Raw genomic sequence first — 26,541 nt, 5'->3', positions numbered from 1 at the left:
TGGGGTGGGTCAGAGCGCGGCGAATGCCGCATCGTAGATCTCGAGCGCCTGTCGCACCTCGTCGTCGGTGACGACGCAGGGCGGGACGACGTGGATGCGGTTGTCGGCGGTGAAGGGCAACAGGCCCCGGGCCATGAGGTCCTTCTTCAGCGCGCCGATCACGGCGGGAGCGACGGGTGCGCGGGTCACGGGGTCGGCGACCAGTTCCAGAGCCCAGAACACCCCCTCGCCCCGCACCTCCCCGATGATCAGATGCTTCTCGGCGAGAGCGCGCAGCCCCGGCCCGAGGACGGTCTCCCCGATGCGGCGGGCGTTGTCCACGATCCCCTCCTCCCGCATCGCGTCGATCGTCGCGACCACCGATGCCGCCGCAAGGGGATGCCCCGAGTACGTGAGCCCACCGGGGAACACCCGGTCATCGAACGTCGCGGCGATCTCATCCGAGATGATCACGCCGCCGATCGGGACGTACCCGGAGTTCACGCCCTTCGCGAACGTGATCAGGTCCGGGACCACGTCGTGGCCCTCGAACGCGAACCACCGGCCCGTGCGGCCGAAACCGCTCATCACCTCATCCAGGATCAGGACGATGCCGAACTCGTCGGCCAGACGCCGCACCCCCGCGAGGTAGCCGGGCGGGGGGATCATGATGCCCGCCGTCCCCGGCACCGACTCGAGCAGGATCGCCGCGATGGAGCTCGGCCCTTCCGCCTCGATGACCCGACGCAGGTGGTGCAACGCCCGCGCACACTCCTCCTCCGGGGTGGTCGCCCAGAACTCCGACCGGTACAGGTAGGGGCCGAAGAAGTGCACGTGGCCCCGCGCGTACTCGTTCGGGATGCGGCGCCAATCCCCCGTCGCGACGATCGCCGCCCCGGTGTTGCCGTGGTAGCTGCGGTAGCGCGAGAGCACCTTGTCCCGCCCGGTGTGCAACCGCGCCATCCGGATCGCGTTCTCGTTCGCGTCCGCTCCGCCGTTCGTGAAGAACACCTTCGAGAACCCGTCGGGCGCCAGATCCACGATCCGCTTCGCTGCCTCGCCCCGGGCGAGGTTGGCGGTCGAGGGGGCGACGGTGGTCATGATGTCGGCCTGCGCCTTGATCGCGTCGACGACGGCGGGATGCTGGTGCCCGATGTTCACGTTCACGAGCTGGCTCGAGAAGTCCAGCATCCGGTGTCCGGCATGGTCCCAGACGGTCGACCCGGATCCCCCGGCGAGCGGGAACGGGTCGATGAGCGCCTGCGCCGACCACGAGTGGAAGACGTGGGCACGGTCGAGTTCGCGGGTGCGGAGGTCGAGGTCGTCGGAGGTCATCTGAGGTGCTCTCTGTCGGGGGCGGTCCCGGGGCTCGTGCCCCGGGACCGCCGGGATGATGCTCTTACTGTCCGCCCTCGGTGAGGGTCACGTCGATAGGCGTGTACTCCCCCTCGAGGCTGACGCCCTCGTCCTCCAGCTCCGCGATCGCCTTCTCGATGTACTCGTTCGAGAACGCGGATGCCGGCGGTTCCTGCGTGATCAGGTTCATGCCGTCCTGGTTCACCGCGGCGAGGGCGCCGTCGACCGTCTGGTCCCACTTGTCCTGCTCGACGGTGGCGAAAGGCGCGTCGGTCCAGATCAGCTTGTTGACCTCGTTGAGCTGCCACAGCTGGTGGACCGGGCCGACGGGGAAGGCCGCTTCGGCGTTCGAGGCGACGTCCCAGACGAGTGAGGCGGAATCCTCGACGTTGTCACGGGCGTACAGCCAGCCCTTGGCGACCGCTTTCAAGAAGCGCACCGCCGCGTCGGCGTACGCCGGGTCCTCGTCGAGCCGCTTCGTGTCGGCCCAGATCGCGTCCTGCAGCATCGCACCCTCGGTGTCCTCGTAGTAGATGACGTCGAGGTCGTCGAGCGTGTACAGCTTGCCGGTGTCGGGGTTGACCACCTCGAGCACCTGGGCGAGCTCGTTGTACGTCATCGCCTGCGCGGCATCGACGTCGCCGTCGAGCAGGGCGTTCATCGAGAAGTCCTGCGTCGTGATCGACACGGTGGAGGCGTCGAGATCGTCCGCCGCCATCGCGGCGAAGATCTCCCACTCGTTCCCGAAGCCCCACGAGCCGATGCGCTTGCCTTCGAAGTCGGCGACGTCGGTGATGCCGTCGCCCTTCCACGAGACCTGCGTCGTGCCCGAGCGCTGGAAGACCTGCGCGATGTCGGTGAGTTCGACGCCCGTGGACTCGATGGTCCCGAGCACCTTCGGCACCCACGCGACGGCGAAGTCGACGTCGCCGGCGGCCAGTGCGTCCTGCGGCACGATGTCGCCGCCCGAGGGCACGATCTCGACGTTGTCGAAGCCCTCCTCCTCGAAGTACCCCTTCTCCTGTGCGACGTAGTAGCCGGCGAACTGCGCCTGCGGCAGCCACTGCAGCTGCAGCTTGATGTCGGTGATCGGCGTGAAGTCCGCGTCGTCACCGCCGGTGGTGGGGCTGGTGCTCGTGGTGCCCGCGCACGCGGACAGGGCGAGGGCGCCGGCGGTCAGGGTCGTGACGACCGCCAACCGGCGTCGGGTGCTGTGACGCATGGTGTTCCTTTCGGGTGTTCGGGTGGTGCGGGTGGTGCGGTGGGTGGGTGGAGCGGACCGGCCCGACGGGTGTCAGACCGGCCTCCGCCTGGTCACGATGCGTTCGATGAGCACGGTGACGAGGAAGAAGACGAGACCGACGGCGATCGCGGCGCCGACGTAGGTCCAGGCGACGGCGGCGTTCCCGGTCTTGGCGTAACTGGCGATGGCCGTGCCGAGGCCGTCGGTGGGACCGCCGAAGTACTCCGCGACGAGCGCGGAGATGACGGCGACCGAACTGGCGATGCGGATGCCGGTGACGAGGTAGGGCAGCGCGACGGGGAGCGTGAGGCCGCGGAACTGCTGGCCGGGAGTCGCCGCGTAGGCGAGGAAGAGGTCTCGCTGCACGGGGCGGGACTGCCGCAGGCCGCGGAGGACGTTGACGAAGACCGGCACGAAGGCGGCGACCGCGGCGACCACCTGGCGTCCCGTCTGCGCCGAGGCCCCGAGCATCGTGTTCAGCAGCGGGGTGAGCGCGACGATCGGAACGACCGCGACCGCCGCGACGAGGGGCGCGAGCATGCCGTCGACCGGACGCAGCCACGCGGCGAGCGCCGCGAGGGCGACGCCGAGCACCGTACCGGCGACGAGCCCGACGAGCGTGTTGCCCCCGGTGACCAGCGCGTCCTCGGCGACCACGCCGCCGATCCGCAAGGCGGTCTCGGCGACGTCGGCGGGGGCGGGGATCAGCGCGAGCCGCCCGATGTTGACGCCCGAGAGCACCTGCCACAGGACGAGGAGCAGGATGCCGGTGGCCACCGGTGCAGCGATGCGGGCGATCCGCTCGGTCGCGGTCATGATGCCGTCACCGCTCGTTCGCTCGGGCGACGGGCGTGCCGTGGAGCGCTTCGCGCACCTCGGTCACCTTCTCGAAGAACTCCGGCGACTCCCGCAGGAGGTCGGGACGATCGTGCCCGAACGGCACGGCGACGAGATCGGTGATGCGGCCCGGTCGCGGCGACATGACGACGACGCGGTCGGACAGGTAGACGGCTTCGGGGATCGAGTGCGTCACGAAAACGACGGCGGCGCCGGTCTCCCCGGTGATGCGGGTGAGTTCGGTCTGCATCCGTTCGCGCGTCATCTCGTCGAGCGCGCCGAACGGCTCGTCCATGAGGAGGAGCTTCGGCCGCGCGGCGAGGGCGCGAGCGATCGCGACGCGCTGCTGCATACCGCCGGACAGCTCGTCGGGGTACCGCTTGCCGAAGTCGGTGAGGCCGACGAGCTCGGCGAGCTCTGCCGCGCGGGCCCGTCGTTCGGCGCCGCCGACGCCGTGCAGCTCGAGGGGCAGCACGATGTTCTCGAGCACGGTCCGCCACGGCAAGAGCCCGGCCTGTTGGAAGGCGATGCCGTAGTCCTGGTCGAGGCGCGCCTTCTTCGGCGTCTTGCCGAAGACCTCGAGAGAACCCGCCGTGGGCTGATCGAGGTCGGCGATCAGCCGCATGAGCGTCGACTTGCCGCATCCGGACGGACCGATCAGCGACACGAACTCGCCTGCCGCGATCTCGAGGTCGACCCCGGTGAGGGCGTGCACCTCAGCGGTGCGGCGGCCTCCGAAGGTGCGGCCGACGCCGGTGGCGCGGACGGCGATCTCGCTCATGCGGACGTTCCTCTCGGGTGAGGGCGGGGGATCATGCGGATGCCTCCCCGCGGCGGTACCGGCGAAGTCCCGTCGCGAGCAGCGCGACGACCCCGGCGACGAGGAGGCCGAGCAGGACCGCGCCGAAGATGGGACCCCACGGGAGTGCGGGGTCGGCGGAGGCGGATTGCGCGGCCTGCAGCAGCATCCGTCCGAGGCCGCCGCGCATGCCGATGGACACCTCGGCGACGATGGCGCCGACGACGGCGTTCGCCGCGGCGAGACGGGCTGCGGGGATCAGGTACGGCACCGCGGCGGGGAAGCGCAGCCGGCGCAGGGTCTGGCCGTAACCGGCGGCGTAGCTGCGCATGAGGTCGAGATGGATCGCGTCGGGCGACGACAGGCCCTTGAGCGCACCGATCGAGACCGGGAAGAAGGCCAGGTACGAGGCGATCACCGCCACCGACAGCCACTCCGGCCAGGGCAGCCCGGCTCGGTCGATCTGCGACCCGATGCGGGCGACGAGGGGGGCGAAGGCGATGAGCGGCACGGTCTGCGAGACGACGATCCAGGGCAGGAGTCCGCGCTCGACGATGCGCCAGCGCTGCATCAGCAGGGCGAAGCCGACGCCGACGACGACGCCGATGACCCACCCGACGAGGGCGATGCCGAGGGTGAGCAGGCCCGCGCTCGCGACGGTCGCCCAGAGCGGTGGCGTCGCCGCGCCGCTCGTGGGATCGAACAGCCGCGCGATCATGTCGGTGACGTGGGGCATCGCACGGTCGTGGGTGCGCGGCAGGACGCGCACGCCGTCCTCGCTACCGAGGACGAGACCGTCGGCGGGCCCGAGCCACTTGTACGCCTCCCACAGCGCGACGAGGGCGAGGACGCCGACGACGCCCCACCCCCACGCGGCTGCCGTGCGTCGCGTCATGACTTGGCCGCGATGTGGTCGGAGAGCGCGGGGATCACGGTCTCGCCGTAGACCCGCATCGTCTCCTCCTTGTTGTCGTGCTGCAGGTAGCCGGCGAACTGGGTCACCCCGAGCGCCTTCAGCTGCTCGAGCTTGGCGATGTGGTCCTCGGCCGTGCCGAGCAGACAGAACCGGTCGACGATCTCGTCGGGGACGAAGTCGACGTGGTCGTTGTCGCTCTTGCCGTGGCTGTTGTAGTCGTAGCCGGTGCGGCCGGCGATGTAGTCGGTGAGGGCCTGGGGCACATCGCCGTCCGCGCCGTACTTCGCGACGATGTCGGCGACGTGGTTGCCGACCATCCCGCCGAACCAGCGGCACTGGTCGCGCATGTGCTCCCAGTCGTCGCCGATGTACATCGGGGCGGCGACGCAGAACGCGATCGAATCGGGGTCACGGCCGGCGGCCTCGGCGGCATCCCGCACCACCTTGATCATCCAGGCGGCGATGTCGACGTCGGCCAGCTGCAGGATGAACCCGTCCCCGACCTCGCCGGTGAGCTTCAGCGCCATCGGGCCGTAGGCGGCGACCCAGACGTCGAGCTCGGATCCGCGGCTCCACGGGAACTGCAGCGTCGCCCCCTTGTACTCGACGGGCCGGGAGTTGGCGAGTTCTCGGATGACGTGGATCGACTCGCGCAGCTCCCGCATCGTCACCGGCTTGCCGTTGGTCACGCGCACCGCCGAGTCCCCGCGGCCGATGCCGCAGATCGTGCGGTTGCCGTACATTTCGTTGAGCGTCGCGAAGACGGATGCCGTGACGGTCCAGTCGCGGGTGGCGGGGTTCGTGACGAACGGCCCCACGGTGATGCGCTTGGTCGCGTTGAGGATCGCGGAGTGGACGACGTACGGCTCCTCCCAGAGGAGGTGCGAGTCGAAGGTCCAGACGTGGCTGAAGCCGTGCGCCTCGGCGAGCGTCGACAGCTGCACGGTGCGCGAGGCGGGTGGGTTCGTCTGCAGGACGACGCCGAAGTCCATGGGTCCTCTTTCGGGTGTTCGGGTCAGATGAGGTACTGGCTGAGACCGCGCTTGACGAAGCGGCCGTCGCCCTTGCGCCCGAGGTAGGCGCCGTCGTCGACGATGACCTTGCCGCGCGAGAGGACGGTGTCGACGTGCCCGTCGATCTCGAAGCCCTCCCACGCGGAGTGGTCCATGTTCATGTGGTGGGTCTTCTCGTAGCCGATCGAGGTGTGACCGTTGGGGTCGTAGATGACGACGTCTCCGTCGGCACCCGGGGCGATGACGCCCTTCTTGCCGTACATCCCGAACATGCGCGCCGGGGTCGTGCTGGTGAGCTCGACCCAGCGCTCGAGGGTGATCTCGCCCGTGACGACCCCCTGGTACATGAGGTCGATGCGGTGCTCGACCGACCCGATGCCGTTGGGGATCGCCCGGAAGTCGCCCTTGCCGAGCTCCTTCTGGTCCTTCATGCAGAACGGGCAGTGGTCGGTCGAGACCATCTGCAGGTCGTTCGTTCGCAGCGCCTGCCACATGTGGTCCTGGTGCCCCTCGGCGCGGGAGCGGAGCGGCGTCGAGCAGACGTACTTGGCGCCCTCGAACGACCCCCACTCCTCGCTCCTGGCGCCCAGGTGCTCCTCGAGCGACAGGTAGAGGTACTGCGGGCAGGTCTCGCCGAAGACGTTCTGCCCCTTGTCGCGCGCCCAGGCGAGCTGCTCGACGGCCTGCTTCGCGCTCACGTGCACGACGTAGAGCGGTGCACCGGTGATGTTCGACAGCATGATCGCGCGGTGGGTCGCCTCCTCCTCGGCCTGCCACACGCGTGCCTTGCCGTGGAAGTACGGGTCCGTGTTGCCGGCGCGGACGAGCTGTTCGGCGAGGACGTCGATGACCGGGCCGTTCTCGGCGTGCATCATCGTGAGCAGTCCCGTGTCGGCCGAGACCTGCATGGCCTTCAGGATCTGCGCGTCGTCGGCGTAGAAGACCCCGGGGTAGGCCATGAACATCTTGAAGCTCGTGATGCCCTCATCGATCAGGGTGGGGAGCGCGGCGAGCGAGTGCTCGTCCACCCCGCCGATGATCTGGTGGAAGCCGTAGTCCACGGCGCACTCCCCCGCCGCGAGCGCGTGCCAGGCCGCGAGCCCGTCCTCGACCCGCTCGCCCTGCCGCTGCACGGCGAAGTCGACGATCGTGGTCGTTCCGCCCCAGGCTGCTGCCCGGGTGCCGGTCTCGAAGGTGTCGGAGGCGCTCGTCCCGCCGAAGGGCAGCTGCATGTGCGTGTGGGCGTCGATGCCGCCGGGGATCACGTACTTCCCCGTCGCGTCGATGACGGTGTCCACGGATGCCGCGATGTCGTGCCCGAGCAGGGTGGAGCCGGGCGTCAGCACGGCGACGATCGTCTCGCCGTCGACGAGGACGTCGGCGGGGCCGCGTCCGGTCGACGAGACGACGGTGCCGCCGGTGATGAGCGTGGTGGGCATGGGTCCTCCGATGTGCCGTGCGGTTACGGGGCGACGATCTCGGCGTACGAGTCGGGGCGGCGGTCGCGGTAGAACTGCCAGTCGTCGCGCATCTCGCGGACGAGGTCCATGTCGAGGTCGCGGATGAGAATCTCCTCGTCGGTGCCCGAGCCGAGCGCGCCGACGTAGTTGCCGCGCGGGTCGACGATCTGGCTGGTGCCGTAGAAGGTGACCGCCTCGTCGCCGTACTCGTTGTCCTCGCGGCCGACGCGGTTGGGGGCGAGGACGAAGTAGCCGTTGGCGACGGCGGCGGCGGGCTGTTCCACCTCCCACAGGCGGTTCGACAGACCCGGCTTCGTCGCGTTCGGGTTGAAGGCGAGGTGGGCGCCGTTGAGACCGAGCTCGCGCCACGCCTCGGGGAAGTGCCGGTCGTAGCAGATGATGACGCCGACCTTGCCGACCGCGGTGTCGAAGACGGGGTACCCCAGGTTTCCCGGACGGAAGTAGAACTTCTCCCAGAACTTCTCGACGTGCGGGATGTGGTGCTTGCGGTACGAGCCAAGGATCGTGCCGTCGGCATCCACCACCACCGCCGTGTTGTAGTACACGCCGGTCTGCGCCTCTTCGTAGATGGGGAGGACCATGACCATGTTCAGCTCCTTCGCGAGCGCGGCGAAGCGCTGCACGATGGGGCCGTCGACGGGCTCGGCGTAGCGGTAGTACTTCTTCTCCTGCGTGATGCCGAAGTACGGACCGTAGAAGAGCTCCTGGAAGCAGATGACCTGAGCGCCCTGCGCTGCGGCCTCCCGCGCGAACTGCTCGTGCTTGTCGAGCATCGACTCCTTGTCGCCGGTCCACGTCGTCTGCGTGATCGCCGCTCTCACCGTTGCCATCTCGGTCTTCCTTCCCTCGGTTCTGTTACTGTCCTGCTTGAACATTTCTCGACAGTTTCCGGATGTGTCGCGGTCGTTAATCCTCTGGACACCTCCCCGCACGTGAGGACGACGGATGCTGCGCCCCGAGTCGCTCGAGTCCCGCACCCCGCTGGGCATGGCGGGCGAGATCGCGCGTCTCGTGGCCGACGGCTCGCTCGAGCCGGGCGAGCGTCTGCCGACGGTGCGCGAGATGGCGGCGGCCCTAGGTGTCTCGGCGGGCACGATCGCGGCCGCGTGGCGCGCGTTGTCGGATGCCGGGACGATCGTCTCGCGCGGTCGCGCCGGCAGCTTCGTGCGCGCCGAACCGCGCGAGTGGCTGAGCCCGCGCGTGCAGGGCCTCGCCGGGAGCGCACAGCCGGTGCGGCTGGATCTCTCGCACGGCACACCCGACCCGGCGATGCTCCCGGCGCTCGAGAACGCCTTCTCGCACGTGGCGCCCCGCGCCGACACCGGTCGCTACCACGACCTGCCGGTGCTGCCCGAGCTCCACGCGCACATCGCCGAGACGTGGCCGGCGCCGGGCATCGAGACCTTCACCGTCGTCGACGGGGCCCTCGACGGCATCTCGCGGACCCTCGAGCAGGTCGTCCGCTTCGGTGACCGCGTCGCGGTGGAGTCGCCCGGATTCCCGTACTTCTTCGACCTGCTCGATGCCCTCGGCGCCGAGCCGATCCCGCTGGCCCTCGACCGCGACGGCGTGACGCCCGGCTCGCTCTCGCGAGCGCTCGCCCGGAAGCCCACCGCGATCGTGCTGCAGCCGCGGGCGCAGAACCCGACCGGCATCTCGATGACCGTCGAGCGCGCCCGCGTGCTCGCGCAGCTCATCATGAACACCCCCGACGGGCGTCGCGTGACGGTGATCGAGGACGACCACTCCGCCCTCATATCGTCGGCCCCCGATGTGACCCTCGCACGATGGATCCCGGGGCAGGTCGTGCACGTCCGGAGCTTCTCGAAATCCCACGGCCCCGACCTGCGCATCGCCGCCCTGGGCGGCCCGGCGCGCGTGGTCGAGCGTCTCGTGGCGAGGCGGATGCTGGGCCCCGGGTGGACCTCGCGCCTGCTGCAGACCGTGCTGCTGGGCCTGCTCACCGACCCTGGCGCGGTCGCGCGGGTGCGCACCGCACGACTGATCTACCGCGACCGCCTCGACAGCATGGCCTCTGCACTCCGACGGTTCGGCGTGGACGTCGGCGACCCGGACGGCATCAACCTGTGGGTGCCGGTCGTCGACGAGCGCGCCGCCCGGATGCGGCTCGCCGTCTCGGGCATCGCGGTCTCGGCCGGCGCCCCCTACCGCGCGCCGACCGACGAGGCGACCACGCCGCACATCCGGGTCACCGCGGGTGCCCTCACCGCGAACGTGCGCCTGGTCGCCGAGGCGCTGGCCGAGGCGGCGCAGGCCCCGGCGGTGGGCTGAGGGCGGCGTTCGCGCTCAGAGCCCCGCGGCGCCGAGCGCGGCGACGGCGAGCGCGCGGGTGCGGGCGGCATCCGACATCCAGAGCGGTTCGACATGCGCCGCGATGCCGAGGGCGTCGACGGATGCCGCGGCCGCCGCATCCTCTTCGGCGATGAGCCACGCGTCGAGGACGCCGCCGCCGCGCGCGCCGTAGTGGCCGGCGACGCCGGCCGCCGTGCAGGGCACGCCCGCGACGCGCAGGCACACGTCGGCCATGCCGCGGACGGGCGCGTCGCCAATGATCGGCGAGACCCCGACGACCGGCGCGGACGCGGCACGGAGCGCGTCCGCCAGGCCGGGGACGGCGAGGATCGGACCGATCGAGACGATGGGGTTCGAGGGGGCGACGAGAATCGCGTCGGCCGCCGCGATCGCGTCCCGCACGCCGGGCGCGGGGACGGACGCATCGATGCCGGGGTTCTCGAAGCGGACGGGCTCGAGCCTGGCGCGGTGGCGGGTCCACCACTCCTGGAAGTGCATGCGCCCGGCATCCAGCACGACGTGGGTGTCGACCTCGGTGTCGGTCATCGGCAGGAGGGTCGCGCCGAGGTCCCACCGGGCCTGCAGCCGCGCGATCGCCTCGGTCGGGGTGAGGCCCTCGCGCAGCCACGACGTGCGCGCGATGTGCGCGCCGAGATCGAGGTCGCCGAGCAGGAACCACTCCCAGCCGACGTTCCACGCGGCCAGTTCATCGGCGACGCGGCGCGAGTCGCCGGCGCGCCCCCACCCCTGCGCGAGGTCCTTCACGCCGGCGAGCGCGTAGAGCATCGAGTCGACGTCGGGCTGCAGGCGGAGCCCGCTCAGCCACAGGTCGTCGCCGGTGTTGCAGACGACGGCGAGATCGCCGCCCCGAGCCCGGAGCTCGTCGCGGAGGCCGGTGGCGAAGGTCGAGCCGCCGACACCGCCGGCGAGCAGGACGACGCGGGGCGCAGCAGTCGGGGTCACTCCCCCAGGGTACGGTCGCCGTATCCTGGGCCGATGCCCGACACCCCCGCCCCGCTCACTGTCTGGCCGCTCGTCGGCATCGGCGAGATCACGCCCGGCGTGGACCTCGTCGACGAGATCGTCCGGGCCGCGGCCGGCACGCTCGCGGACGGCGACATCCTCGTCGTCACGAGCAAGATCGTCTCCAAGGCCGAGGGCCGCTACCGTCCCGCCGCCGAGCGGGATGCCGCGATCGCTGAGGAGACCGTGCGGATCGTGGCCGAGAACGACGCCGGCACGGTCCGCATCGTCGAGAGCCGCCTCGGCATCGTCGCCGCCGCAGCGGGCGTCGACGCGAGCAACACCCCCGACGGGCTCATCCTGCTGCTGCCCGAAGACCCCGACGCCTCGGGGCGCGCGCTGGCCGCCGGCATCCGCGAACGGACCGGCGCCCGCATCGGCGTGATCGTCTCGGACACCCTGGGCCGCGCGTGGCGCGAAGGCCAGACCGACAGCGCGATCGGCGCGGCCGGAGTGGTCGTCATCGAGGACCTGCGCGGCGCGACGGATGCCTCGGGCCGCCCCCTCGCCGTCACGCTCCCCTGCGTCGCCGACGAGCTCGCCGGCGCGGCCGACCTCGTCAAGCGCAAGTCGAGCGGGATGCCGGTGGCCGTCGTCCGGGGCCGCGGCGACCTCGTCGGCGACCTCGACCTGCCCGGCGCCCGCTCGATCGTGCGGCCCGCCGAGCGGGACCTGTTCGGTGAGGGAACGCGCGAGGCGTACGCCCGCGGCCACGCCGACGGCCTCGCCCAGGCCGGGGGATAACCCGAACGGAGGTCTCCGGACGGCCCCGATGTGGCCCGCGGACCCCGCCCCTAGCGTGGTGACATGACTTCCGACACCTCCGTCCCGCCCCGACGGCTCCGGCCGCTGCGGCGCCTCGGCGCCCTCGCGCAGCTGGCCGCCGTCGCGGTGGCGGGCACCGGCATCCTCACCACCGTCGTCACCCTGGTCAGCACGGGGATCGGCACAGTGCTCGTCCTCGGCATCGGCATCCTCTTCCTCGTCGCGGCGCTGTACCTCGCGTGGGCGGCGTCGTGGCTCGAGCACGAACGCGCCGAGGGCCTGTACCGGCACGGCATCCCGCAGCTGCGGATCCGCACGAGCGGGCAGCCCGGGTTCCGCGGACTGCTCCGCACCCTGTGGCTGCAGTTCGTCGACGGCGGGATGTGGCGCGGCATCGGCAGCCTCGCGATCGCCACCGTCCTCGGGTGGATCGTCATCGGAGCGACCTGGGCGGTCATCGGGTCGGTCGGCCTCGCGTTCTCGCCGCTGACCGGGGATGCGGGCGGCACGCTGCCCCTTACCGGGATCGCCGTCGCGGACGGCTGGGCCGTCGCCGGGGGCGTCGTCGCGGCCCTGGTGAGCCTCGGCATCCTCTTCGGGATCTCCCTCCTCGACGACCTGCTGACCCGGTCGATCCTCGTCCCCTCGCGCGAGGCCGTCCTCGCCGAGCAGGCGCGTGCCGCCGGCGCGCAGCGTGCCGGCGCGGTGCGCGCCAGCGAGGTCGAGCGCACCCGCATCGAACGCGACCTGCACGACGGCGTCCAGCCGCGGCTCGTCTCGGTCGGGATGACCTTGGGGCTCGCGCAGCAGAAGATCGACTCCGACCCGGTCGCCGCGAAGGCGCTGATCGACGAGGCGCACACCTCGACGAAGGCCGCCATCACCGAGCTGCGACAGTTGGCCCGCGGCATCCATGCGTCTGTCCTCGACGACCGGGGACTGGATGCCGCCCTCTCGGCCCTCGCGGCACGGTCGCACGTGCCCGTCGCCCTCGACGTCCGCCTCGACGAGAGGTGCAGCGCCACCTCGGAGGCCGCGGTCTACTTCGTCATCGCCGAGTCCCTCACCAACGCCGCCAAGCACGCCCGCGCCACCGAGGTGCGCGTCGTGGTCCGCAGCCGCGGCGACGCCCAGACCGGCCGCCTCATCTGGGCGCGCGTCGAGGACAACGGCATCGGCGGGGCTCGCGTGCTCCCCGGCGGCGGCCTCGACGGGATCATGAACCGGGTGCTCGCCGCCGGCGGCACCGCGACACTCGACAGCCCGGCCGGTGGGCCGACGTCCCTGGAGGTGACGGTCCCGTGCGCATCCTGATCTGCGAGGACTCCACGCTGCTACGCGAAGGCCTGGTGCGCGTGCTCGAGGACGCCGGTCACACCGTCGTCGCAGCCCTCCCCCACGCCGACGCCCTCGTCGACACGGTGACCGAGACCGGGCCCGAGCTCTGCATCCTCGACGTGCGGCTGCCGCCGACCTTCACCGACGAGGGCATCCGGGCGGCGCTGACGCTGCGGGCGCAGCATCCGACCCTCCCCGTCCTGGTGCTCAGCCAGTACGTGGAGGAGCGCTACGCGAGCGACCTCATCACCGGCCAGAACGCCGCCCTCGGCTACCTGCTGAAGGACCGGGTCGCCGATGTGCGGGACTTCCTCGACTCGATCGATCGGATCGCCGGCGGCGCGACGGTCCTCGACCCAGAGGTGGTGGCGCAACTGCTGACGCGCCGCGCCCGGGACGAGCGGATGTCGCGCCTCACCGATCGCGAACGCTCGGTGCTCGCGCTCATCGCCGAGGGCAAGAGCAACGCCGCGATCGCGGCGGCGCTGTTCGTCTCGGAGGCGAGCGTCGAGAAGTACATCACCTCCCTCTTCCAGAAGCTCGGCCTCGAACAGGACGAGCACGGCAACCGACGGGTGCTCGCGGCGCTCGTCCACCTCGAACACAGCGCACCGCCCGCCCCCGGGCATCCCGATCAGAACGGAACACTCCGATGAGCATCGACCTCACTCCCCCGCCCACCGCGTCGGCACCCACCGGCGCGCAGCCGCCGCAGCCGCAGCCGCCGCGCCCGTCGGCGCAGATCGTCGCCATCATCGCGATGTGCCTGGGCGGCGTGCTGCTGCTCGGCGCACTGGTGTCGGGAATCGGCTCGATCGCCTACGCCGCGTCCGTTCGCGGCACCGGCGGCGGAACCGCCGACACGAGCGGGGTGGACGCCCTCTCGCTCGACGTCTCGGCGGGCCACGTGGTGGTGCAGTACGCCGACGTCGACCAGGCGATCCTCGAGGTCGCCCGCGGCGACGGGAATTGGAGGCTCGAGCGGCGCGGCGCGACCCTCAGCCTCACCAACGACCGTCCCTGGTGGGCGTTCCAGGTCGGGCTCGGCTGGGACGACAACCGGGCCACCCTGACCCTTCCCGCCGCGATGGAGCAGCAGCGGCTCGACGCGGACTTCGACGTCTCGGCGGGCTCGCTCACCGCCGACGGAACCTACGGACGCCTCGAGTTGCACGTCGGCGCGGGTGACGCGGACGTCTCGGGCACCGCCGACGACGTGCGGGTCGACGTCAGCGCCGGCGAGGCGGATGTGCGCGTCGACGGCGCCGCGCGCGCGAACCTCACGATCGGCGCCGGCCAGATCATCGCCGACCTGACGGGCAGCGCGCTCGACGAGATCCGGGCCGACGTCAGCGCCGGCACCCTCGTCGCGACCGTCCCGAACGAGCCGTACGACGTGACCTCCGACGTCTCGGCGGGCTCGTTCGACAACCAGCTCGACACCTCCGACGGCGCCACCCGCACCGTCGACGTGCAGGTCTCCGCCGGCTCCGCCACCTTCCGCCCCGCCGACTGACCCGCTTCGCGCCACGAGCCGACGCGAAGTGCGCTCCACACCCCGTGGAGGCAGCACTTCGCGTCGGCTCGATGCTTCGTAGGTCAGCCGACGCGGTCGGGCTGGCGCGGCTCGCCAGGCATCCGCTCTGCGCGTCGCGACGGGCAGGGGCGCGGCGGTCGTCGTCGTGACGCACGACCTCGGCGAACTCGGGGAGGTCGATGAGGTGGTGACACTGGCGGAGGGCCGGATCGGCGCGTCTGTCATGCGTGGACGGAGGCTCGATAACGTGAGTAGCGTTGAGGGGTGACCAACGCTCCGATCGATGCCACCACCACCTCCGCCTGGGCTGAACTCGAGTCGCTGAAGGCGGGCTTCACCCCGGACCTCCGCGGCTGGTTCGCGTCGGACCCGGAGCGCGTCGCCAAGCTGACGCACGACGTCGCGGATCTGCACGTCGACCTGTCGAAGAACCTCGTGACCGACGAGGTCGTCGCCGCGCTGGTGCGTCTCGCCGAGCAGACCGGTGTCGCCGAGCGGTACGCCGCGATGCTCGCGGGCGAGCACATCAACACGACCGAGGACCGCGCCGTGCTGCACACCGCGCTGCGCCGTCCGGCCGACGCCGTGCCGTCGCTGACGGTCGATGGCCAGGACGTGGACGCCGATGTGCAGGGCGTGCTCGACGCGATGGCGGAGTTCGCCGGACGGGTGCGGTCGGGTGAGTTCACCGGCATCACGGGCAAGAAGGTCGAGACGGTCGTCAACATCGGTATCGGCGGGTCGGACCTCGGCCCGGTGATGATCTCGGCGGCGCTGGAGCCGTATGCGGATGCCGGCATCTCGGCACGCTTCGTCTCGAACATCGACCCGTTCGACATCGCGTCGAAGACGAAGGACCTCGACCCCGAGACGACGCTGTTCATCGTCGCGTCGAAGACGTTCACGACGCTCGAGACGCTGACGAACGCGCGCCTCGCGAGGGACTGGCTGTGGGAGGGCCTCGCGTCGGCGGGGGCGATCGACGGCAGCGACGAGCAGAAGAAGGATGCCGTCGCCCACCATTTCGTCGCGGTGTCGACGGCGCTCGACAAGGTCGCGGAGTTCGGGATCGACACGGCGAACGCGTTCGGCTTCTGGGACTGGGTGGGTGGCCGCTACTCGGTGGATTCGGCGATCGGGCTGTCGCTCGTGATCGAGTTCGGACCCGACACGTTCCGCGAGCTGCTGGCCGGGTTCCACGCCGTGGACGAGCACGTGCGGACGACGCCGCTGGCGCAGAACGTCCCGGTCCTGATGGGGTTGTTGAACGTCTGGTACACGAACTTCCTGGGCGCGCAGTCGCACGCGGTGCTGCCGTACGCGCAGCAGCTGAGCCGGTTCGCCGCGTACCTGCAGCAGCTGACGATGGAGTCGAACGGCAAGTCGGTGCGCTGGGACGGCTCCCCCGTCACGACCGACACCGGCGAGGTGTTCTGGGGTGAGCCGGGGACGAACGGCCAGCACGCGTTCTACCAGCTGATCCACCAGGGCACGCGGCTGATCCCGGCGGACTTCATCGCGTTCGCGAACCCGGCGTACGCGCTGACGGACGGTGATCGTGACGTGCACGGACTGTTCTTGGCGAACTTCCTGGCGCAGACGAAGGCGCTGGCGTTCGGCAAGACGGCCGAGGAGGTCGAGGCCGAGGGCACGACCGGTGCGCTCGTCGCGGCGCGGACGTTCCCGGGCAACCGTCCGACGACGTCGATCTTCGCGCCGTCGCTGACCCCGCGTGTGCTCGGCGAGCTCGTCGCGCTGTACGAGCACATCACCTTCACGCAGGGCGTGATCTGGGGCATCAACTCGTTCGACCAGTGGGGTGTGGAGCTCGGCAAGCAGCTCGCGATGCAGATCGCGCCGGCGATCGAGGGCGACAGCGACGCGTTCGAGTCGCAGGATGCCTCGACCAAGGCGCTGCTGGAGTACTACCGCGACCACCGGGCCTGAGGGGCCTGATGCGCCTCGAGATCGAGGTCGGTGGCTGGGAGCACGACTGTTGCGGCCCTGAGCTCGTCCGGTTCACGAACGTGGAATGGACCGTGATCCCCGTGCCCGACGGTCCATTCCTCGAGACGCATCACGGCTTGGATGAGACGGAGGGCCCCGAGGTCATCGACGTCACCGGCACGATCGTGGAGCTGGAGGCCATCGAGCGAGATGGTTCGCGCACGACGATCGCACGTGTGCCCAGCGGGCGCGCCCTCCGCGGGATGGACGAAGACGACGCGGGTGACGTCATCGAGCTGTACACCGACCGCCTCATCGACGTATCTGACGACGGCTTCATCGTGACCGTAGAGGTGACGGACTGACCCTCGGCTAGAACGGTGGTGGTCCGGGTGGGTCGGTGGTGAAGGTGGGGATGCGGCGTTCGGGCCTCACGAGGTAGACCCGGCCGGCGGGTGAGGTCCATTCGAGTGCGCCGCCGGGTTTTGCTCTGACCTGCCAGTCGGATTGGTGTTTGAGGGTGTGGTGCCCGCGGCACAGCGGGGCGAGGTTGTCGGCGGCGGTGTTCCCGCCGTGGTGCCAGTCGATGGTGTGGTCGAGGTCGCACCGGTCGGCCGGGATTCCGCAGCCGGGTGCCATGCACCGGGCGGCCCGCCAGGTGACCAGCCGTCGCAGGTCGGCCGGTGGGCGGTACTGCTCGCGCCCGACAGAGAGGACGACCCCGGTTTCGGGGTGGGTGAGCACCCGCATCCACCCGGATGCTGCTCCGCACAGTTCGCGGGCGCGGTCGAGGGGGATCGGGCCGACACCGTCGACCTGCGCGGCAGGGCCGTCACCGGTGAGGAGCGTGAGGGCGGGGACGGTGACCGCCACCGTCGGGCGGATACCGCGCGCGGTATCGGGCAACGCGTCGGTTTCGCCGTCGAGGAGGAGGTCCCCGAACACATCGGCGCGCTTCTGATCCAACGTCCGCTCATCGTCGGGTGCGGTCAGGGTTTTCGCGATCGCGGTGAGCCTGCCGGCGATCGCGTGTGCTTCGACTGCGGGCAGGTGCGCGGTGAGCCACGCCATCCCATCCACCCCCGCATCCACCCGCACGTATCGGTGTGCGACGGCGGCGGCGTGCTGTTCGGCGAGGGTCGCTTCCTGCTCGCGGTCGACGATGCGTTTCATCGCGCGCCGGAACGGCCCGGTCGGGAGTTCTTCCGCGAGGCTCAGGACCTCAGACACGAGCCCCGCGGTCACGTCGTCGAGCTGATCCAGACCGTCGACGATGATCGTCGCGTGGGTGTCGGTGATGTCCGCACGGCTCATCGCCTCCCACACCTTCGGGTACCGACGCAGCAGCGCGTGCCCGACACCCATCAACCGTCCCGCGGCGTGCTCGGTGATCCGCAACGCGGCGGCGACCTCGAGCCGCACCGACCGTTCCACGAACGCGACCGGTTCCTCCCGACGGCGCGCGTCGGCGATCGCGTCGTCCCACAACTCGACGATGCACGCGTACCGCTGCGCGGCATGCACGGTCGCCATATCGGCGCACATCACCACCCAGTCCAGGGTCGTCGGGATCCCCTCCGGGACCTCATCGCGACGATCGGCTGAACTGGACATAGTCCCAGACTAGGAGGGGGTTCCGACATCGATTCCGACACCGAGACCACACCGCCGAAGCCCGGCATCCGAACTTCCCCTGTCGCCAGTCACATCACCCCACGGCGAGTTGCGACAGGCGAGCGCCGACGACGCGCGGGCATCCCCTTCCCCTGTCGCGAATCACACCACCCCACGGCGAGTTGTGACAGGCGAGACCCGCCGCCCCGCCTCCGCGCCCCGACCCGATAGCGTGCTGACATGCGCGGACGCAGACTCACGTGGACGATCGGCGGCATCGGCCTGATCGGGTCCGGTGTCGCCGGCATCCTTCTCAGCGCGACCCTCGGCTCTTCGCTCACCGACACGCTGGCATTCCTCGTCGATCTGCTGTGGGCGGCGGCGGTCCTCGTGTTCGCGATCGGATCGTCGGCGCACGACAGCATCACCGCCCGCCGGCCGCTCGGCACGATCACGCTCGCCCTGGTCGCCGTGAGCCCTCTGGCCGTGCGGGTCATCGGCCTCTTCCAGGACCCGATGAACCCGACACCCCTCATCCCGTGGGAGGTCACCACCTTCATGCCGCTCGCGCTCAGCCTCGTCGCCGTGGTGCAGATCGCGCGCGCCGGTGTCGTGCCTCGTCGGTGGCGCTGGACACCGGCGATCGCGCTCGGCGTCCAGGTGGCATCCGTCGCGATCGGCCAACTCCTCATGATGGACCAGGCCTCCGCCATGCAGACGATCGGTCTCGCCTCGGCGCTCGGGATGCTCGGATTCCTCGCCGGAACCGTCGGCCTGGGCATCATCGCCCTCGTCGCGGCCGCGGCGGAGCGACCGGCATCCGTCCCCGTCTTGTCCTCGCCGAACGCGTCGCCGGACCGCTGACCCTGGACAACTCCCAGCCGCAGCGGGACCCTGGTCGCACACCCGGACGAAGAAGACGGCCATGTTCCAGAGCGACGACGCCTACAGCGGCTTCGCGGTCGACGACATCGATGCGGCGCGAGAGTTCTATGCCGACACCCTCGGCCTGGAGGTCGTCACACTCGACAACGGCTTCCTGCAGCTCCACCTGGCGTCGGGAGCCGCTGTGCTCATCTATGCGAAGCCGCACCATGAGCCCGCCGACTTCACGATCCTCAACTTCCCCGTCGACGACGTCGACGCCGCCGTCGACGAGCTCAACACGAAGGGTGTCGAGACCGCGATCTACGACGACATGCCCGCCGACTCGAAGGGCATCATGCGCGAGACGGGCGGCCCGGTGATCGCATGGTTCCGCGACCCGGCCGGCAACGTGCTCGCCGTGCACGAGCGCTGAGGTTCAGGACTCCCAGTACCCCACCGCGCACAGCAGCCGCGTCTCGTCGTCGGCACCCGCGGGCGGTTCGATCGCCGGCGGGAACACACCCCACTGGCGCCATTCGTCGGCGTGGGGCACGACGTGCTCGTTCAACCCCTCGATGAGCTCCGGCGACAGGTGGAACGGGATGCCGAGCCGTTTCGCGATCAGCCACGCCTGGAACGCGCGGTACGTCGCCAGGTGCGCATACCCCTCGTTCGCGGGGTAGTCGCCGTACTGGAAGCGGAACACCGTCCCGGGCTCCAAACCGTCGCGCACCGCAGCGGTCGCGGTGTCGTTCAGCCGGTCGTACGACGCGATCGGGTCGTCGCTGAGCAGATCCGCGTCCCGGAACTCGTCGCCGTCGGCGACCGACTCCCCGGCGAGGACATCGGGGACCCACGCCTCGTCGTACGCGTGCGCGAAGAGGATGTCGCGGAAGGTGGGGTCAGGGGTGGACGTCCACTCCTGCGGCGCCGGCTTCGACAGGTCGGCCGCGTCGATGCGATCGATGACGGAGCGCAACGCGGCATCCGCCTGGAGGAACAGCTCATCGGCTTTCATGGCGACACCGTACGACCGGCCCCCGACACCGTCACGCCCCGTGCACGTGGATGCGCTCGCCCGACGCGCTGAAGATGCTCACCACCTCGGCCGGGCCGTCCGAGCTGGCGCTGATGCTGTGCGGCAGGCGCGTGTCGAACTCCGCCGCCTCGCCCACCCCGATGAGGTGCTCCCGCCCGTCGAGCACGAGCCGGATCGTGCCGCTCAGGACGTAGAACCACTCCACCCCGTCGTGGACCTTCGGCGACGGCGCGGCACCGGAGGCGGGGAAGCGGATCTTGTACGTCTGCACCGGCGAGTGCTCGAGCGTCAGCGGGGCGACCACCCTGCCGTGCCGCCGCTCGGTCGCCCGCCGCACCCGCGGGTCGGCGGGCTCCCCGCGCACGAGGTCGTCGAGACGCAGATCGAGGACCGAGACGAGCGGAAGCAGCAGTTCGAGGGATGCCCGGCGTCGCCCGGACTCCAGCCGAGAGAGCGTGCTCGTCGACATCCCCGCCTTCGACGCGAGGTCGGCCAAGGTCCATCCGCGCTGCTGCCGCGCCGCGCGCAGCCGCGCACCGACCCGGCTGAGATCCATCGCCATGCGGATCAGTTTGCCATATTCGCAAGACCGTTTGCTGAAATCACGGCCACCGACACAGGATGGAGTCATGACAGACATCCGCTACGACGCCGTCATCGTGGGCGGCGGCACCGCCGGCCTCAGCGCCGCCCAGATGCTCGGCCGCGCCCGACGCCGCACCCTCGTGATCGACGCCGGCGCGCCCCGCAACCGTTTCGCCGCGCACATGCACGGCGTCCTCGGTCACGACGGCCGCTCCCCCGCCGACCTCCTCGAGACCGGACGCGCCGAAGCACGCGCCTACGGGGTCGAGTTCCTCGACGGCAACGTCCTGTCGCTCGCCGACGACGGTGACCGGATCACTGTCACCCACGAGCGCGGGGAGGTCTCCGCCCCGGGCGTCGTGCTCACGACGGGTGTCGTCGACGACCTGCCCGAGATCCCCGGGCTCCGCGAGCAGTGGGGGCGCGGCGTCTTCCACTGCCCGTATTGCCACGGCTACGAGGTCGCGGGCCGCCGCCTCGGCGTGCTCGCGACGTCGCCCGCGAGCACGCATCAGATCGAGCTCATCCGGCAGTGGAGCGATGACGTGACGGCGTTCACGGCCGCGATGGGCGAGCTCGACGAGACGGTCGCAGGCCGTTTCTCGGCGCGCGGCATCCGGATCGTCACCTCCCCCGTCACCCGACTGCGCACCGAGGACGACGCGATCGTCGCAGCCGTGACGGCGGACGGGACCGCGCACCCGATCGACGCCTTGCTCACCGCGCCGACGCCCCGGCTGAGCCTCGCCTTCGCCGAGAACCTGGCCCTCGCCGTGTCCGACACCCCGGGCGAGGGGCTCCGTGTCGACATGCGCGGCGCCACCAGCCACCCGCGCGTGTTCGCCGCCGGCAACGTCGTCACGCCGTTCGGCAACGTGCCGCTGTCGATGGGTCAGGGATCGATGGCGGGTGCCGGGCTCAACGCGGCGCTCGTGTCGGAGGATGCGGCGGCCGCGTCACTCGCGCGCGGCTGAGGCCGCCGCCGCGGCGGCACGTGCGAGCCACGCGGGCGGCTCGCCGTAGCGCTGGAACGGCACGAGCCGCCCGGCCGCGGAGTCCTCGACGAGCGTCGCGAGCCGGTCGGCGCGCGTCTGCTCGCGCTTGGCGCTCTGCACCCAGTTCGCGACCGCCCGCCGGTACGACGGTGTCGCGGCGTCCCAGAACGCCTGGGCGGCAGGGTTCGCGGCGAGGGATGCCGCCTGCTCCACCGTCAGCTCGTTGCGCTGCTCGTGCGAGTAGACCCCGGTGAGGTCGGCCGTGCGCTTCCCATAGGCGGCCAGCCCGGCCGGATGCATCCGTCCCTCGGCGTGCAGGCGTTTGACGTGCGCGATGTTGACGGCGCTCCACACCGAGCGAGGTTTCCGCGGCGTCCACCGCTGGATGCGGGCGCCGTCGCCGATGCCGCGGCTGATCGAGTCGATCCACCCGAACCGCAGCGCCTCGGGCACCGCGTCGGCCCACGTCAGCCCCTGACGCGGGTCGCCCTTCTTGTAGAACACCGTCCACACCTCGGGAGCGGTCGCGTGGTTGGCTTCGAGCCAGTCGCCGAACTCCGTCGCCGAGGTGAAGAAGATCGGTTCGGATGCCGGTTCCACCATGGTCGCGAAGCTACCACCGGCATCCGACTCAGCTCAGCGCAGCTGCAGGCTGTTCCAGGCGCCGGGTTCGTCGAGCTCGCCGTAGACGACCGCGGCGCCGCCTGCGGAGACGGATGCCGCGCACACGAGCAGCGACAGCGTCGGATACCCGTGCGGCCGGTTGTCGCGGATGATCGCGCGGTCGTCGGTCGGGGGCAGCGCCGTCGTGCGCTCGAGGGCACCCAGCCAGTCCGCCACCCAGTCGTCGTCCGCGGGCGCGGCGAAGGCGTCGTGCCACGCGACGATGCGCGCGGTCCTCGGGTCGTCGACGTCGTCGTGCGCGATCATGTGCACGCCCGGGGCGAGGTCGACGGTGCGGACGGAGGCACCGTCCCACATCGCGACGCGCGCACGACCGGGGGTCACCGTCAGGAGGTTGAAACCATGGGTCGGCGGGGCGTCCGGCAGTCCGCCCCCGGAGGCGGCGTCGAGCACGATGTGCCCGCGCGAGCCCGTCGCGAGGGTGTCGTCGATGAGGTCGGCGCGGTTGAGGACGACCGCCAGCCGCGCGCCCGCGGGATCGGCCGCGAGCCACGCGCCGCCCGCGCGGGTGTCGCGCACCCCGATGACACCGGGACGGTCCGGCCACCAGGCGCCGAGCGGATCCCACGCGCGCCCTGGGTCCTCGTCGCGCACGGCGAGCAGCCGGATCGCCGCGGCGGGATCCTCCGGGACGTGGACGATGACGGTGCACATCGTTCCGGCCTTTCGCGTCCGACCCCGTGGGAGGATCAGACCATGTTCGTCGTCGTGGGCGTCTCGGGCGGCATCGCCGCGTACAAGACGGTGCAGGTGGTCCGTGCGCTGGTGACCAACGGGCACGAGGTGCACGTTGTTCCCACCGAGGACGCGCTCCGCTTCGTGGGGACCGCCACGTGGGAGGCGATCAGCCGCCATCCTGTCACGACGAGCGTGCACGACGACGTCGCCGAGGTGCGTCACGTCGCCCTCGGCACGCAGGCCGACCTCGTGATCGTCGCGCCGGCGACCGCCAACACGCTCGCGAAGATGGCCGCCGGGATCTCCGACAACCTGCTCGGCGTCACCATCCTCGCGACGACCGCGCCGGTGGTCGTCGCCCCGGCGATGCACACGGCCATGTGGGACCACGCCGCGACGCAGGCGAACATCGCGACCCTCCGCGAGCGCGGCGTGCACGTCGTGGGCCCGGCGGACGGTCCCCTCACGGGCGGCGACAGCGGCCCCGGCCGCATGGTCGAGCCCGACGAGATCGTCGCGGCCGCCCTCGCGGCCGTTGACGAGCAGACGACGGATGCCGGTGCCCCCCACGACCGCGATGACCTCCGCGACCTCGACGGCCTCCGCGCCGTCGTGTCGGCGGGTGGCACGCGCGAGCCGATCGATCCGGTGCGCTACCTCGGCAACCGCTCGAGCGGACGACAGGGCGTGGCCGTGGCGGTCGCGGCGGCCGACCGCGGCGCACGGGCGCACCTCGTCGCGGCGCACGTCGACGACGGCGTGCTCGGCGATGCGGAGCGGCATCCCGGCATCACGATCGAGCGCGCCGGGACGGCGGCGGAGCTCGACACGGCCGTCCGGGCTGCGGCATCCGAGGCGGACGTCGTCGTCATGGCCGCAGCCGTCGCGGACTTCTCGGTGCCCGAGGTCTCGGACGTCAAGATCCGCAAGGAGGACGGCACCATCACCCTCGACCTCGTCGAGACCCCCGACATCCTCGCGGGCCTGGTCGAGCGCCGCCGGCCCGGGCAGACGATCGTGGGCTTCGCCGCCGAGACGGCCGACTCCGACGACGAACTCCGCGAACGCGGCGTCCGCAAGCGGGCGCGGAAGGGCGTCGATCTGCTGACCGTCAACCGCGTCGGCTGGCAGCAGGGCTTCGAGGCCACCGAGAACGCGGCGCTGTTCATCGACGGGACCGACGAGGTCGTCGCGGAGGCGTCGGGATCCAAGCGCGCCGTGGCCGACGCCCTGTGGGACGCCGTGCGTCGACTGCGCTGACGCGCTGGAGGGGTCCGACCGATCCGGGGACCCGGGTGCCGCGTGCCGCCGCACGAGCGACCAGTTGCGTCCCCGGAACCGACGCCGCCGGCGTTCCGGGGACCCGGGATGCCGCGCCCCGGCATCCGACGCGACCAGTTGCGCCCCCGGAACACGCCCCCGCCGCGGCGCCCTCGCGTCAGCCGAGCCCGGCGACCTTCGGCGCGGGCTCGCCGTGCACGTGCACGTGCTCGCCGAGGAAGCCGAACACCGTCTCGTACCAGACGACGGCGTGCTGGGGCTTCAGCACCCAGTGGTTCTCGTCGGGGAAGTACAGGAACCGGTGCACCGTCGTGCCGTCGTCCTCGCCGAAGTGCTCGTTGAGCTCCGACCAGAGGCGCAGGCTCTCGCCGATCGGCACGCGGTAGTCGCGGTCGCCGTGGATTACGAGCAGCGGCGTCGAGATGTCGCGCACGAAGCGATGCGGTGAGTTCTCGATCATTCCCTCGGGCGTGAAGATCTCCTGCCAGTACGACGAGCTGTCGGTCGTGCCGGCGAACTGGTCGAGCGCCCACAGGCTCGCGTGCGTGACGATCGCGCGGAACCGGTCGGTGTGGCCGGCGACCCAGTTCGCCATGTACCCGCCGAACGAGCCGCCCATCGCCGCGGTCTTCGTCTCGTCGATGTCCGCCCGTGCCACGACCTCGTCGGTGATCGACATGAGGTCGGTGTAGGGCTTGGCGCCCCAGCTGTTCCAGCCGCGCGCGATGAACTCGAGGCCGTACCCGGTCGACAGCGCCGGGTCGGGCAGCAAGACGGCGTAGCCGCGGGCGAGGGCGAGCTGCGGGTTCCAGCGCCAGCTCCAGGCGTTCCAGCTGTTCAGCGGTCCGCCGTGGATCCACAGCAGCAGGGGTGCGGGGGATGCCGCATCCGCCCCCTCCGGCAGGAGCAGCCAGCCGCGCACCCGCGCACCGTCCTCGGCCGTCGTCTCGACCTCGGTCATCGTGCCTGCGGGCGTCGGCAGCGGAGCCGGGGTCGCCAGCACGGTCACGGTGCCGTCGGGGTCGATGCGGACCGGATGCGGCGGCACCATCCACGACGAGCGGATCGCCACGAGCGCACCCGTCGCGCGGTCGACCGACACGTTCGAGTACGCGTGGTCGTCGGTCGTCAGCTGCTCGGGAGCGCCGCCGTCGAGCGGCACGCGGAACACCGGCCCGCGCCCGCCTTGATCGGCGGTGACGATGAGCGCGGTGTCGTCGTGCGCCCATGCGATGCTCGTCGGCCAGCGGTCCCAGCCCTCGGCGAGGCGGCGCGGCTCGGAGCCGTCGATGCCGGCGACCCACAGCTCCTGATCGGCCGGGCCGGTCGGGTCCGAGAACGCGGCGCGGCCGTAGGCGATCAGCCGGCCGTCGTGGCTGATCGCGGGCGACTCGAAGTACGTCGAGCGCTCCTCGAACAGCGTCGTGCGCTCGCCCGAGGCGACGTCGATCGAGACGATCGCGAAGCGCTCGGCGCGCCCCTGCGGAAAGCGCATCGCGGCGATGAGCGTGCGCCCGTCGGGGGTGAGCGCGGCGCCGGCGGTGTCGGCCGTGCGGCCGGGCGCGGGCGTCAAGTCGCGCGGGCGCGGAAGGGATGCCGGGTAGGGGGTCGTGGCATCCGGTTCGTCCTCGGCCGTGTCCGAGGCGGCGAAAGACCGGACCGAATCGGAGAGGTCGCCGAGGTCGAGCGAGAGCAGGTGCGGCTCGGCGGGGCCGAGATCGTGGTCCCAGTACCGCACCGGGTAGGTCGTGTGCAGGATCGCCGAGAGCTTGCGCTTCTTGCGCTCGGCGCGCAGCGTCGCGTCGGCCTCGAGCGAGTCGGCCGACGGCAGCAGGTCGGCCGACAGGACGGCGACGGATGCCGCATCCGCGACGGCCGCGATCGCCGACACTCCCCCGGCCAGCCGGGTGATCGCGCGGGCGTCTCCGCCCCCGGCGGGCAGCAGCCAGAGCTGCGCGGACTCGTCGTCGCCGTCGCCTTCGGCGTCGGGGCGGGCGCTCACGAACAGCAGGTCGCCGTCCGCCGTGAACGCGGCGCCCTGCTCGCCCTTCGCCGACCGCGTGAGCCGCCGCGCCGAACCGCCGCCTGTCGCGGGGACCTCCCACAGCGCGCGGTCGTACCCGGTCTTGTCCTTGTTCAGCGTCGCGACGGTCAGGACGGCGCGGGCGCCGTCGGGCGACAGCGCGACGGCGTCGATGCGGGGCAGGGCGATGTAGTCCTCGAGCGAGGCGAAGGGGGTATGCGGCATCCC

26 protein-coding genes are annotated in these 26,541 nt (G+C 71.3%); 11 read left to right on the top strand and 15 right to left on the bottom strand.

The window, feature by feature from the left end:
• Nucleotides 1-9: 9 nt before the first annotated feature.
• From Q9S36_RS11945 to Q9S36_RS11910, 8 genes are all read right to left on the bottom strand, one after another.
• Nucleotides 10-1,314, bottom strand: a complete 1,305-nt coding sequence (locus Q9S36_RS11945; RefSeq protein ID WP_311285329.1) for an aspartate aminotransferase family protein — start codon at nt 1,312-1,314, stop codon at nt 10-12.
• Nucleotides 1,315-1,378: 64 nt separating this feature from the next.
• The gene (locus tag Q9S36_RS11940; RefSeq protein WP_311285328.1) at nt 1,379-2,557 is read right to left on the bottom strand and encodes an ABC transporter substrate-binding protein; all 1,179 of its coding nucleotides are present in this window, start codon (nt 2,555-2,557) and stop codon (nt 1,379-1,381) included.
• Between the two features lie 72 nt (nt 2,558-2,629).
• On the bottom strand, nt 2,630-3,394 hold the full coding sequence (locus tag Q9S36_RS11935; protein WP_311285327.1) for an ABC transporter permease subunit: 765 nt from the start codon (nt 3,392-3,394) through the stop codon (nt 2,630-2,632).
• 7 nt (nt 3,395-3,401) lie between these two features.
• Entirely contained in the window at nt 3,402-4,196 is a 795-nt protein-coding gene (locus Q9S36_RS11930; protein ID WP_253036021.1) for an ABC transporter ATP-binding protein, read from the bottom strand.
• A gap of 31 nt (nt 4,197-4,227) precedes the next feature.
• Nucleotides 4,228-5,109, bottom strand: coding sequence for an ABC transporter permease subunit (locus Q9S36_RS11925; protein ID WP_311285326.1), 882 nt, complete (start codon nt 5,107-5,109; stop codon nt 4,228-4,230).
• Nucleotides 5,106-6,122 carry a TIGR03842 family LLM class F420-dependent oxidoreductase gene (locus tag Q9S36_RS11920; protein WP_311285325.1) on the bottom strand — a complete coding sequence of 339 codons (1,017 nt, stop codon included), beginning with the start codon at nt 6,120-6,122 and terminating at the stop codon, nt 5,106-5,108. The genes Q9S36_RS11925 and Q9S36_RS11920 overlap by 4 nt, the downstream gene beginning before the upstream one ends.
• A 23-nt stretch (nt 6,123-6,145) precedes the next feature.
• On the bottom strand, nt 6,146-7,582 hold the full coding sequence (gene hydA / locus Q9S36_RS11915; RefSeq protein ID WP_311285324.1) for a dihydropyrimidinase: 1,437 nt from the start codon (nt 7,580-7,582) through the stop codon (nt 6,146-6,148).
• 23 nt (nt 7,583-7,605) lie between these two features.
• Nucleotides 7,606-8,454 (bottom strand): nitrilase-related carbon-nitrogen hydrolase, encoded by an 849-nt coding sequence (locus Q9S36_RS11910; protein ID WP_253036025.1) that lies wholly within the window; start codon nt 8,452-8,454, stop codon nt 7,606-7,608.
• 115 nt (nt 8,455-8,569) lie between these two features.
• On the opposite strand from Q9S36_RS11910, the gene Q9S36_RS11905 reads away from it, so the two are divergent.
• Complete coding sequence (locus tag Q9S36_RS11905) at nt 8,570-9,916, top strand: aminotransferase class I/II-fold pyridoxal phosphate-dependent enzyme (RefSeq protein WP_311285323.1); 1,347 nt, start codon at nt 8,570-8,572, stop codon at nt 9,914-9,916.
• A 15-nt stretch (nt 9,917-9,931) separates the two neighbouring features.
• Here Q9S36_RS11905 and cofD read toward each other — a convergent pair whose 3' ends face one another.
• Nucleotides 9,932-10,900, bottom strand: coding sequence for a 2-phospho-L-lactate transferase (gene cofD / locus Q9S36_RS11900; protein WP_311285322.1), 969 nt, complete (start codon nt 10,898-10,900; stop codon nt 9,932-9,934).
• 33 nt (nt 10,901-10,933) lie between these two features.
• On the opposite strand from cofD, the gene cofE reads away from it, so the two are divergent.
• The 6 genes from cofE to Q9S36_RS11870 all read left to right on the top strand — a co-directional run bounded on the left by cofE (nt 10,934) and on the right by Q9S36_RS11870 (nt 16,912).
• The gene (cofE, locus tag Q9S36_RS11895; protein ID WP_311285321.1) at nt 10,934-11,704 is read left to right on the top strand and encodes a coenzyme F420-0:L-glutamate ligase; all 771 of its coding nucleotides are present in this window, start codon (nt 10,934-10,936) and stop codon (nt 11,702-11,704) included.
• A gap of 63 nt (nt 11,705-11,767) precedes the next feature.
• On the top strand, nt 11,768-13,039 hold the full coding sequence (locus Q9S36_RS11890; RefSeq protein WP_311285320.1) for a histidine kinase: 1,272 nt from the start codon (nt 11,768-11,770) through the stop codon (nt 13,037-13,039).
• Nucleotides 13,027-13,719 (top strand): response regulator transcription factor, encoded by a 693-nt coding sequence (locus tag Q9S36_RS11885; RefSeq protein ID WP_311285319.1) that lies wholly within the window; start codon nt 13,027-13,029, stop codon nt 13,717-13,719. Before Q9S36_RS11890 ends, Q9S36_RS11885 begins: the two co-directional genes overlap by 13 nt.
• The gene (locus Q9S36_RS11880) at nt 13,716-14,579 is read left to right on the top strand and encodes a hypothetical protein (protein WP_311285318.1); all 864 of its coding nucleotides are present in this window, start codon (nt 13,716-13,718) and stop codon (nt 14,577-14,579) included. The genes Q9S36_RS11885 and Q9S36_RS11880 overlap by 4 nt, the downstream gene beginning before the upstream one ends.
• A 285-nt stretch (nt 14,580-14,864) precedes the next feature.
• Nucleotides 14,865-16,547 carry a glucose-6-phosphate isomerase gene (gene pgi, locus Q9S36_RS11875; RefSeq protein ID WP_217529290.1) on the top strand — a complete coding sequence of 561 codons (1,683 nt, stop codon included), beginning with the start codon at nt 14,865-14,867 and terminating at the stop codon, nt 16,545-16,547.
• Between the two features lie 8 nt (nt 16,548-16,555).
• Nucleotides 16,556-16,912 (top strand): hypothetical protein, encoded by a 357-nt coding sequence (locus Q9S36_RS11870; RefSeq protein WP_311285317.1) that lies wholly within the window; start codon nt 16,556-16,558, stop codon nt 16,910-16,912.
• A gap of 7 nt (nt 16,913-16,919) precedes the next feature.
• Here Q9S36_RS11870 and Q9S36_RS11865 read toward each other — a convergent pair whose 3' ends face one another.
• Entirely contained in the window at nt 16,920-18,161 is a 1,242-nt protein-coding gene (locus Q9S36_RS11865; protein ID WP_311285316.1) for a DUF222 domain-containing protein, read from the bottom strand.
• Between the two features lie 240 nt (nt 18,162-18,401).
• Here Q9S36_RS11865 and Q9S36_RS11860 point away from each other — a divergent pair, with 240 nt between their 5' ends.
• Both Q9S36_RS11860 and Q9S36_RS11855 read left to right on the top strand, forming a co-directional pair.
• Nucleotides 18,402-19,025 (top strand): hypothetical protein, encoded by a 624-nt coding sequence (locus Q9S36_RS11860; protein ID WP_311285315.1) that lies wholly within the window; start codon nt 18,402-18,404, stop codon nt 19,023-19,025.
• Between the two features lie 61 nt (nt 19,026-19,086).
• Complete coding sequence (locus Q9S36_RS11855) at nt 19,087-19,461, top strand: VOC family protein (protein WP_311285314.1); 375 nt, start codon at nt 19,087-19,089, stop codon at nt 19,459-19,461.
• Between the two features lie 3 nt (nt 19,462-19,464).
• Here the strand turns inward: Q9S36_RS11855 and Q9S36_RS11850 are convergent, their stop codons facing one another.
• The gene (locus tag Q9S36_RS11850) at nt 19,465-20,046 is read right to left on the bottom strand and encodes a hypothetical protein (protein WP_311285313.1); all 582 of its coding nucleotides are present in this window, start codon (nt 20,044-20,046) and stop codon (nt 19,465-19,467) included.
• A gap of 31 nt (nt 20,047-20,077) precedes the next feature.
• Complete coding sequence (locus Q9S36_RS11845) at nt 20,078-20,629, bottom strand: XRE family transcriptional regulator (RefSeq protein ID WP_311285312.1); 552 nt, start codon at nt 20,627-20,629, stop codon at nt 20,078-20,080.
• A 67-nt stretch (nt 20,630-20,696) separates the two neighbouring features.
• Between Q9S36_RS11845 and Q9S36_RS11840 the strand changes: the two genes are divergently transcribed.
• Nucleotides 20,697-21,626 (top strand): NAD(P)/FAD-dependent oxidoreductase, encoded by a 930-nt coding sequence (locus Q9S36_RS11840; RefSeq protein ID WP_311285311.1) that lies wholly within the window; start codon nt 20,697-20,699, stop codon nt 21,624-21,626.
• On the opposite strand, the gene Q9S36_RS11835 is transcribed toward Q9S36_RS11840, so the two are convergent.
• Together Q9S36_RS11835 and Q9S36_RS11830 are read right to left on the bottom strand one after the other, a co-directional pair.
• A complete protein-coding gene (locus tag Q9S36_RS11835; RefSeq protein WP_311285310.1) occupies nt 21,609-22,250 on the bottom strand; it encodes a YdeI/OmpD-associated family protein in 642 nt (213 codons plus the stop codon). The genes Q9S36_RS11840 and Q9S36_RS11835 overlap by 18 nt on opposite strands.
• Before the next feature lie 33 nt (nt 22,251-22,283).
• The gene (locus tag Q9S36_RS11830) at nt 22,284-22,985 is read right to left on the bottom strand and encodes an NRDE family protein (RefSeq protein ID WP_311285309.1); all 702 of its coding nucleotides are present in this window, start codon (nt 22,983-22,985) and stop codon (nt 22,284-22,286) included.
• A 42-nt stretch (nt 22,986-23,027) separates the two neighbouring features.
• Here Q9S36_RS11830 and coaBC point away from each other — a divergent pair, with 42 nt between their 5' ends.
• Entirely contained in the window at nt 23,028-24,269 is a 1,242-nt protein-coding gene (gene coaBC, locus Q9S36_RS11825; RefSeq protein WP_311285308.1) for a bifunctional phosphopantothenoylcysteine decarboxylase/phosphopantothenate--cysteine ligase CoaBC, read from the top strand.
• A gap of 178 nt (nt 24,270-24,447) precedes the next feature.
• Here coaBC and Q9S36_RS11820 read toward each other — a convergent pair whose 3' ends face one another.
• Nucleotides 24,448-26,538, bottom strand: a complete 2,091-nt coding sequence (locus tag Q9S36_RS11820) for an alpha/beta fold hydrolase (protein WP_311285307.1) — start codon at nt 26,536-26,538, stop codon at nt 24,448-24,450.
• Nucleotides 26,539-26,541 lie beyond the last annotated feature (3 nt).

Source organism: Microbacterium sp. ARD31 (assembly GCF_031844425.1).
The sequence above is the reverse complement of the archived record's forward strand: the minus strand, read 5'-3'. Positions and strand labels throughout refer to the sequence as shown.

What these genes read in the sequence shown, in the direction of transcription:
- Q9S36_RS11910 (WP_253036025.1), bottom strand. Translation starts at nt 8,454, where the DNA reads ATGGCAACGGTGAGAGCGGCGATCACGCAGACGACGTGGACCGGCGAC.
- Q9S36_RS11880 (WP_311285318.1), top strand. Translation starts at nt 13,716, where the DNA reads ATGAGCATCGACCTCACTCCCCCGCCCACCGCGTCGGCACCCACCGGC.
- Q9S36_RS11865 (WP_311285316.1), bottom strand. Translation starts at nt 18,161, where the DNA reads ATGTCCAGTTCAGCCGATCGTCGCGATGAGGTCCCGGAGGGGATCCCG.
- Q9S36_RS11905 (WP_311285323.1), top strand. Translation starts at nt 8,570, where the DNA reads ATGCTGCGCCCCGAGTCGCTCGAGTCCCGCACCCCGCTGGGCATGGCG.
- Q9S36_RS11835 (WP_311285310.1), bottom strand. Translation starts at nt 22,250, where the DNA reads ATGGTGGAACCGGCATCCGAACCGATCTTCTTCACCTCGGCGACGGAG.
- Q9S36_RS11890 (WP_311285320.1), top strand. Translation starts at nt 11,768, where the DNA reads ATGACTTCCGACACCTCCGTCCCGCCCCGACGGCTCCGGCCGCTGCGG.
- Q9S36_RS11925 (WP_311285326.1), bottom strand. Translation starts at nt 5,109, where the DNA reads ATGACGCGACGCACGGCAGCCGCGTGGGGGTGGGGCGTCGTCGGCGTC.
- Q9S36_RS11860 (WP_311285315.1), top strand. Translation starts at nt 18,402, where the DNA reads ATGCGCGGACGCAGACTCACGTGGACGATCGGCGGCATCGGCCTGATC.
- Q9S36_RS11930 (WP_253036021.1), bottom strand. Translation starts at nt 4,196, where the DNA reads ATGAGCGAGATCGCCGTCCGCGCCACCGGCGTCGGCCGCACCTTCGGA.
- Q9S36_RS11870 (WP_311285317.1), top strand. Translation starts at nt 16,556, where the DNA reads ATGCGCCTCGAGATCGAGGTCGGTGGCTGGGAGCACGACTGTTGCGGC.
- cofE (WP_311285321.1), top strand. Translation starts at nt 10,934, where the DNA reads ATGCCCGACACCCCCGCCCCGCTCACTGTCTGGCCGCTCGTCGGCATC.
- Q9S36_RS11850 (WP_311285313.1), bottom strand. Translation starts at nt 20,046, where the DNA reads ATGAAAGCCGATGAGCTGTTCCTCCAGGCGGATGCCGCGTTGCGCTCC.
- Q9S36_RS11940 (WP_311285328.1), bottom strand. Translation starts at nt 2,557, where the DNA reads ATGCGTCACAGCACCCGACGCCGGTTGGCGGTCGTCACGACCCTGACC.
- Q9S36_RS11935 (WP_311285327.1), bottom strand. Translation starts at nt 3,394, where the DNA reads ATGACCGCGACCGAGCGGATCGCCCGCATCGCTGCACCGGTGGCCACC.
- Q9S36_RS11840 (WP_311285311.1), top strand. Translation starts at nt 20,697, where the DNA reads ATGACAGACATCCGCTACGACGCCGTCATCGTGGGCGGCGGCACCGCC.
- Q9S36_RS11830 (WP_311285309.1), bottom strand. Translation starts at nt 22,985, where the DNA reads ATGTGCACCGTCATCGTCCACGTCCCGGAGGATCCCGCCGCGGCGATC.
- Q9S36_RS11945 (WP_311285329.1), bottom strand. Translation starts at nt 1,314, where the DNA reads ATGACCTCCGACGACCTCGACCTCCGCACCCGCGAACTCGACCGTGCC.
- coaBC (WP_311285308.1), top strand. Translation starts at nt 23,028, where the DNA reads ATGTTCGTCGTCGTGGGCGTCTCGGGCGGCATCGCCGCGTACAAGACG.
- Q9S36_RS11855 (WP_311285314.1), top strand. Translation starts at nt 19,087, where the DNA reads ATGTTCCAGAGCGACGACGCCTACAGCGGCTTCGCGGTCGACGACATC.
- hydA (WP_311285324.1), bottom strand. Translation starts at nt 7,582, where the DNA reads ATGCCCACCACGCTCATCACCGGCGGCACCGTCGTCTCGTCGACCGGA.
- Q9S36_RS11920 (WP_311285325.1), bottom strand. Translation starts at nt 6,122, where the DNA reads ATGGACTTCGGCGTCGTCCTGCAGACGAACCCACCCGCCTCGCGCACC.
- Q9S36_RS11820 (WP_311285307.1), bottom strand. Translation starts at nt 26,538, where the DNA reads ATGCCGCATACCCCCTTCGCCTCGCTCGAGGACTACATCGCCCTGCCC.
- Q9S36_RS11845 (WP_311285312.1), bottom strand. Translation starts at nt 20,629, where the DNA reads ATGGCGATGGATCTCAGCCGGGTCGGTGCGCGGCTGCGCGCGGCGCGG.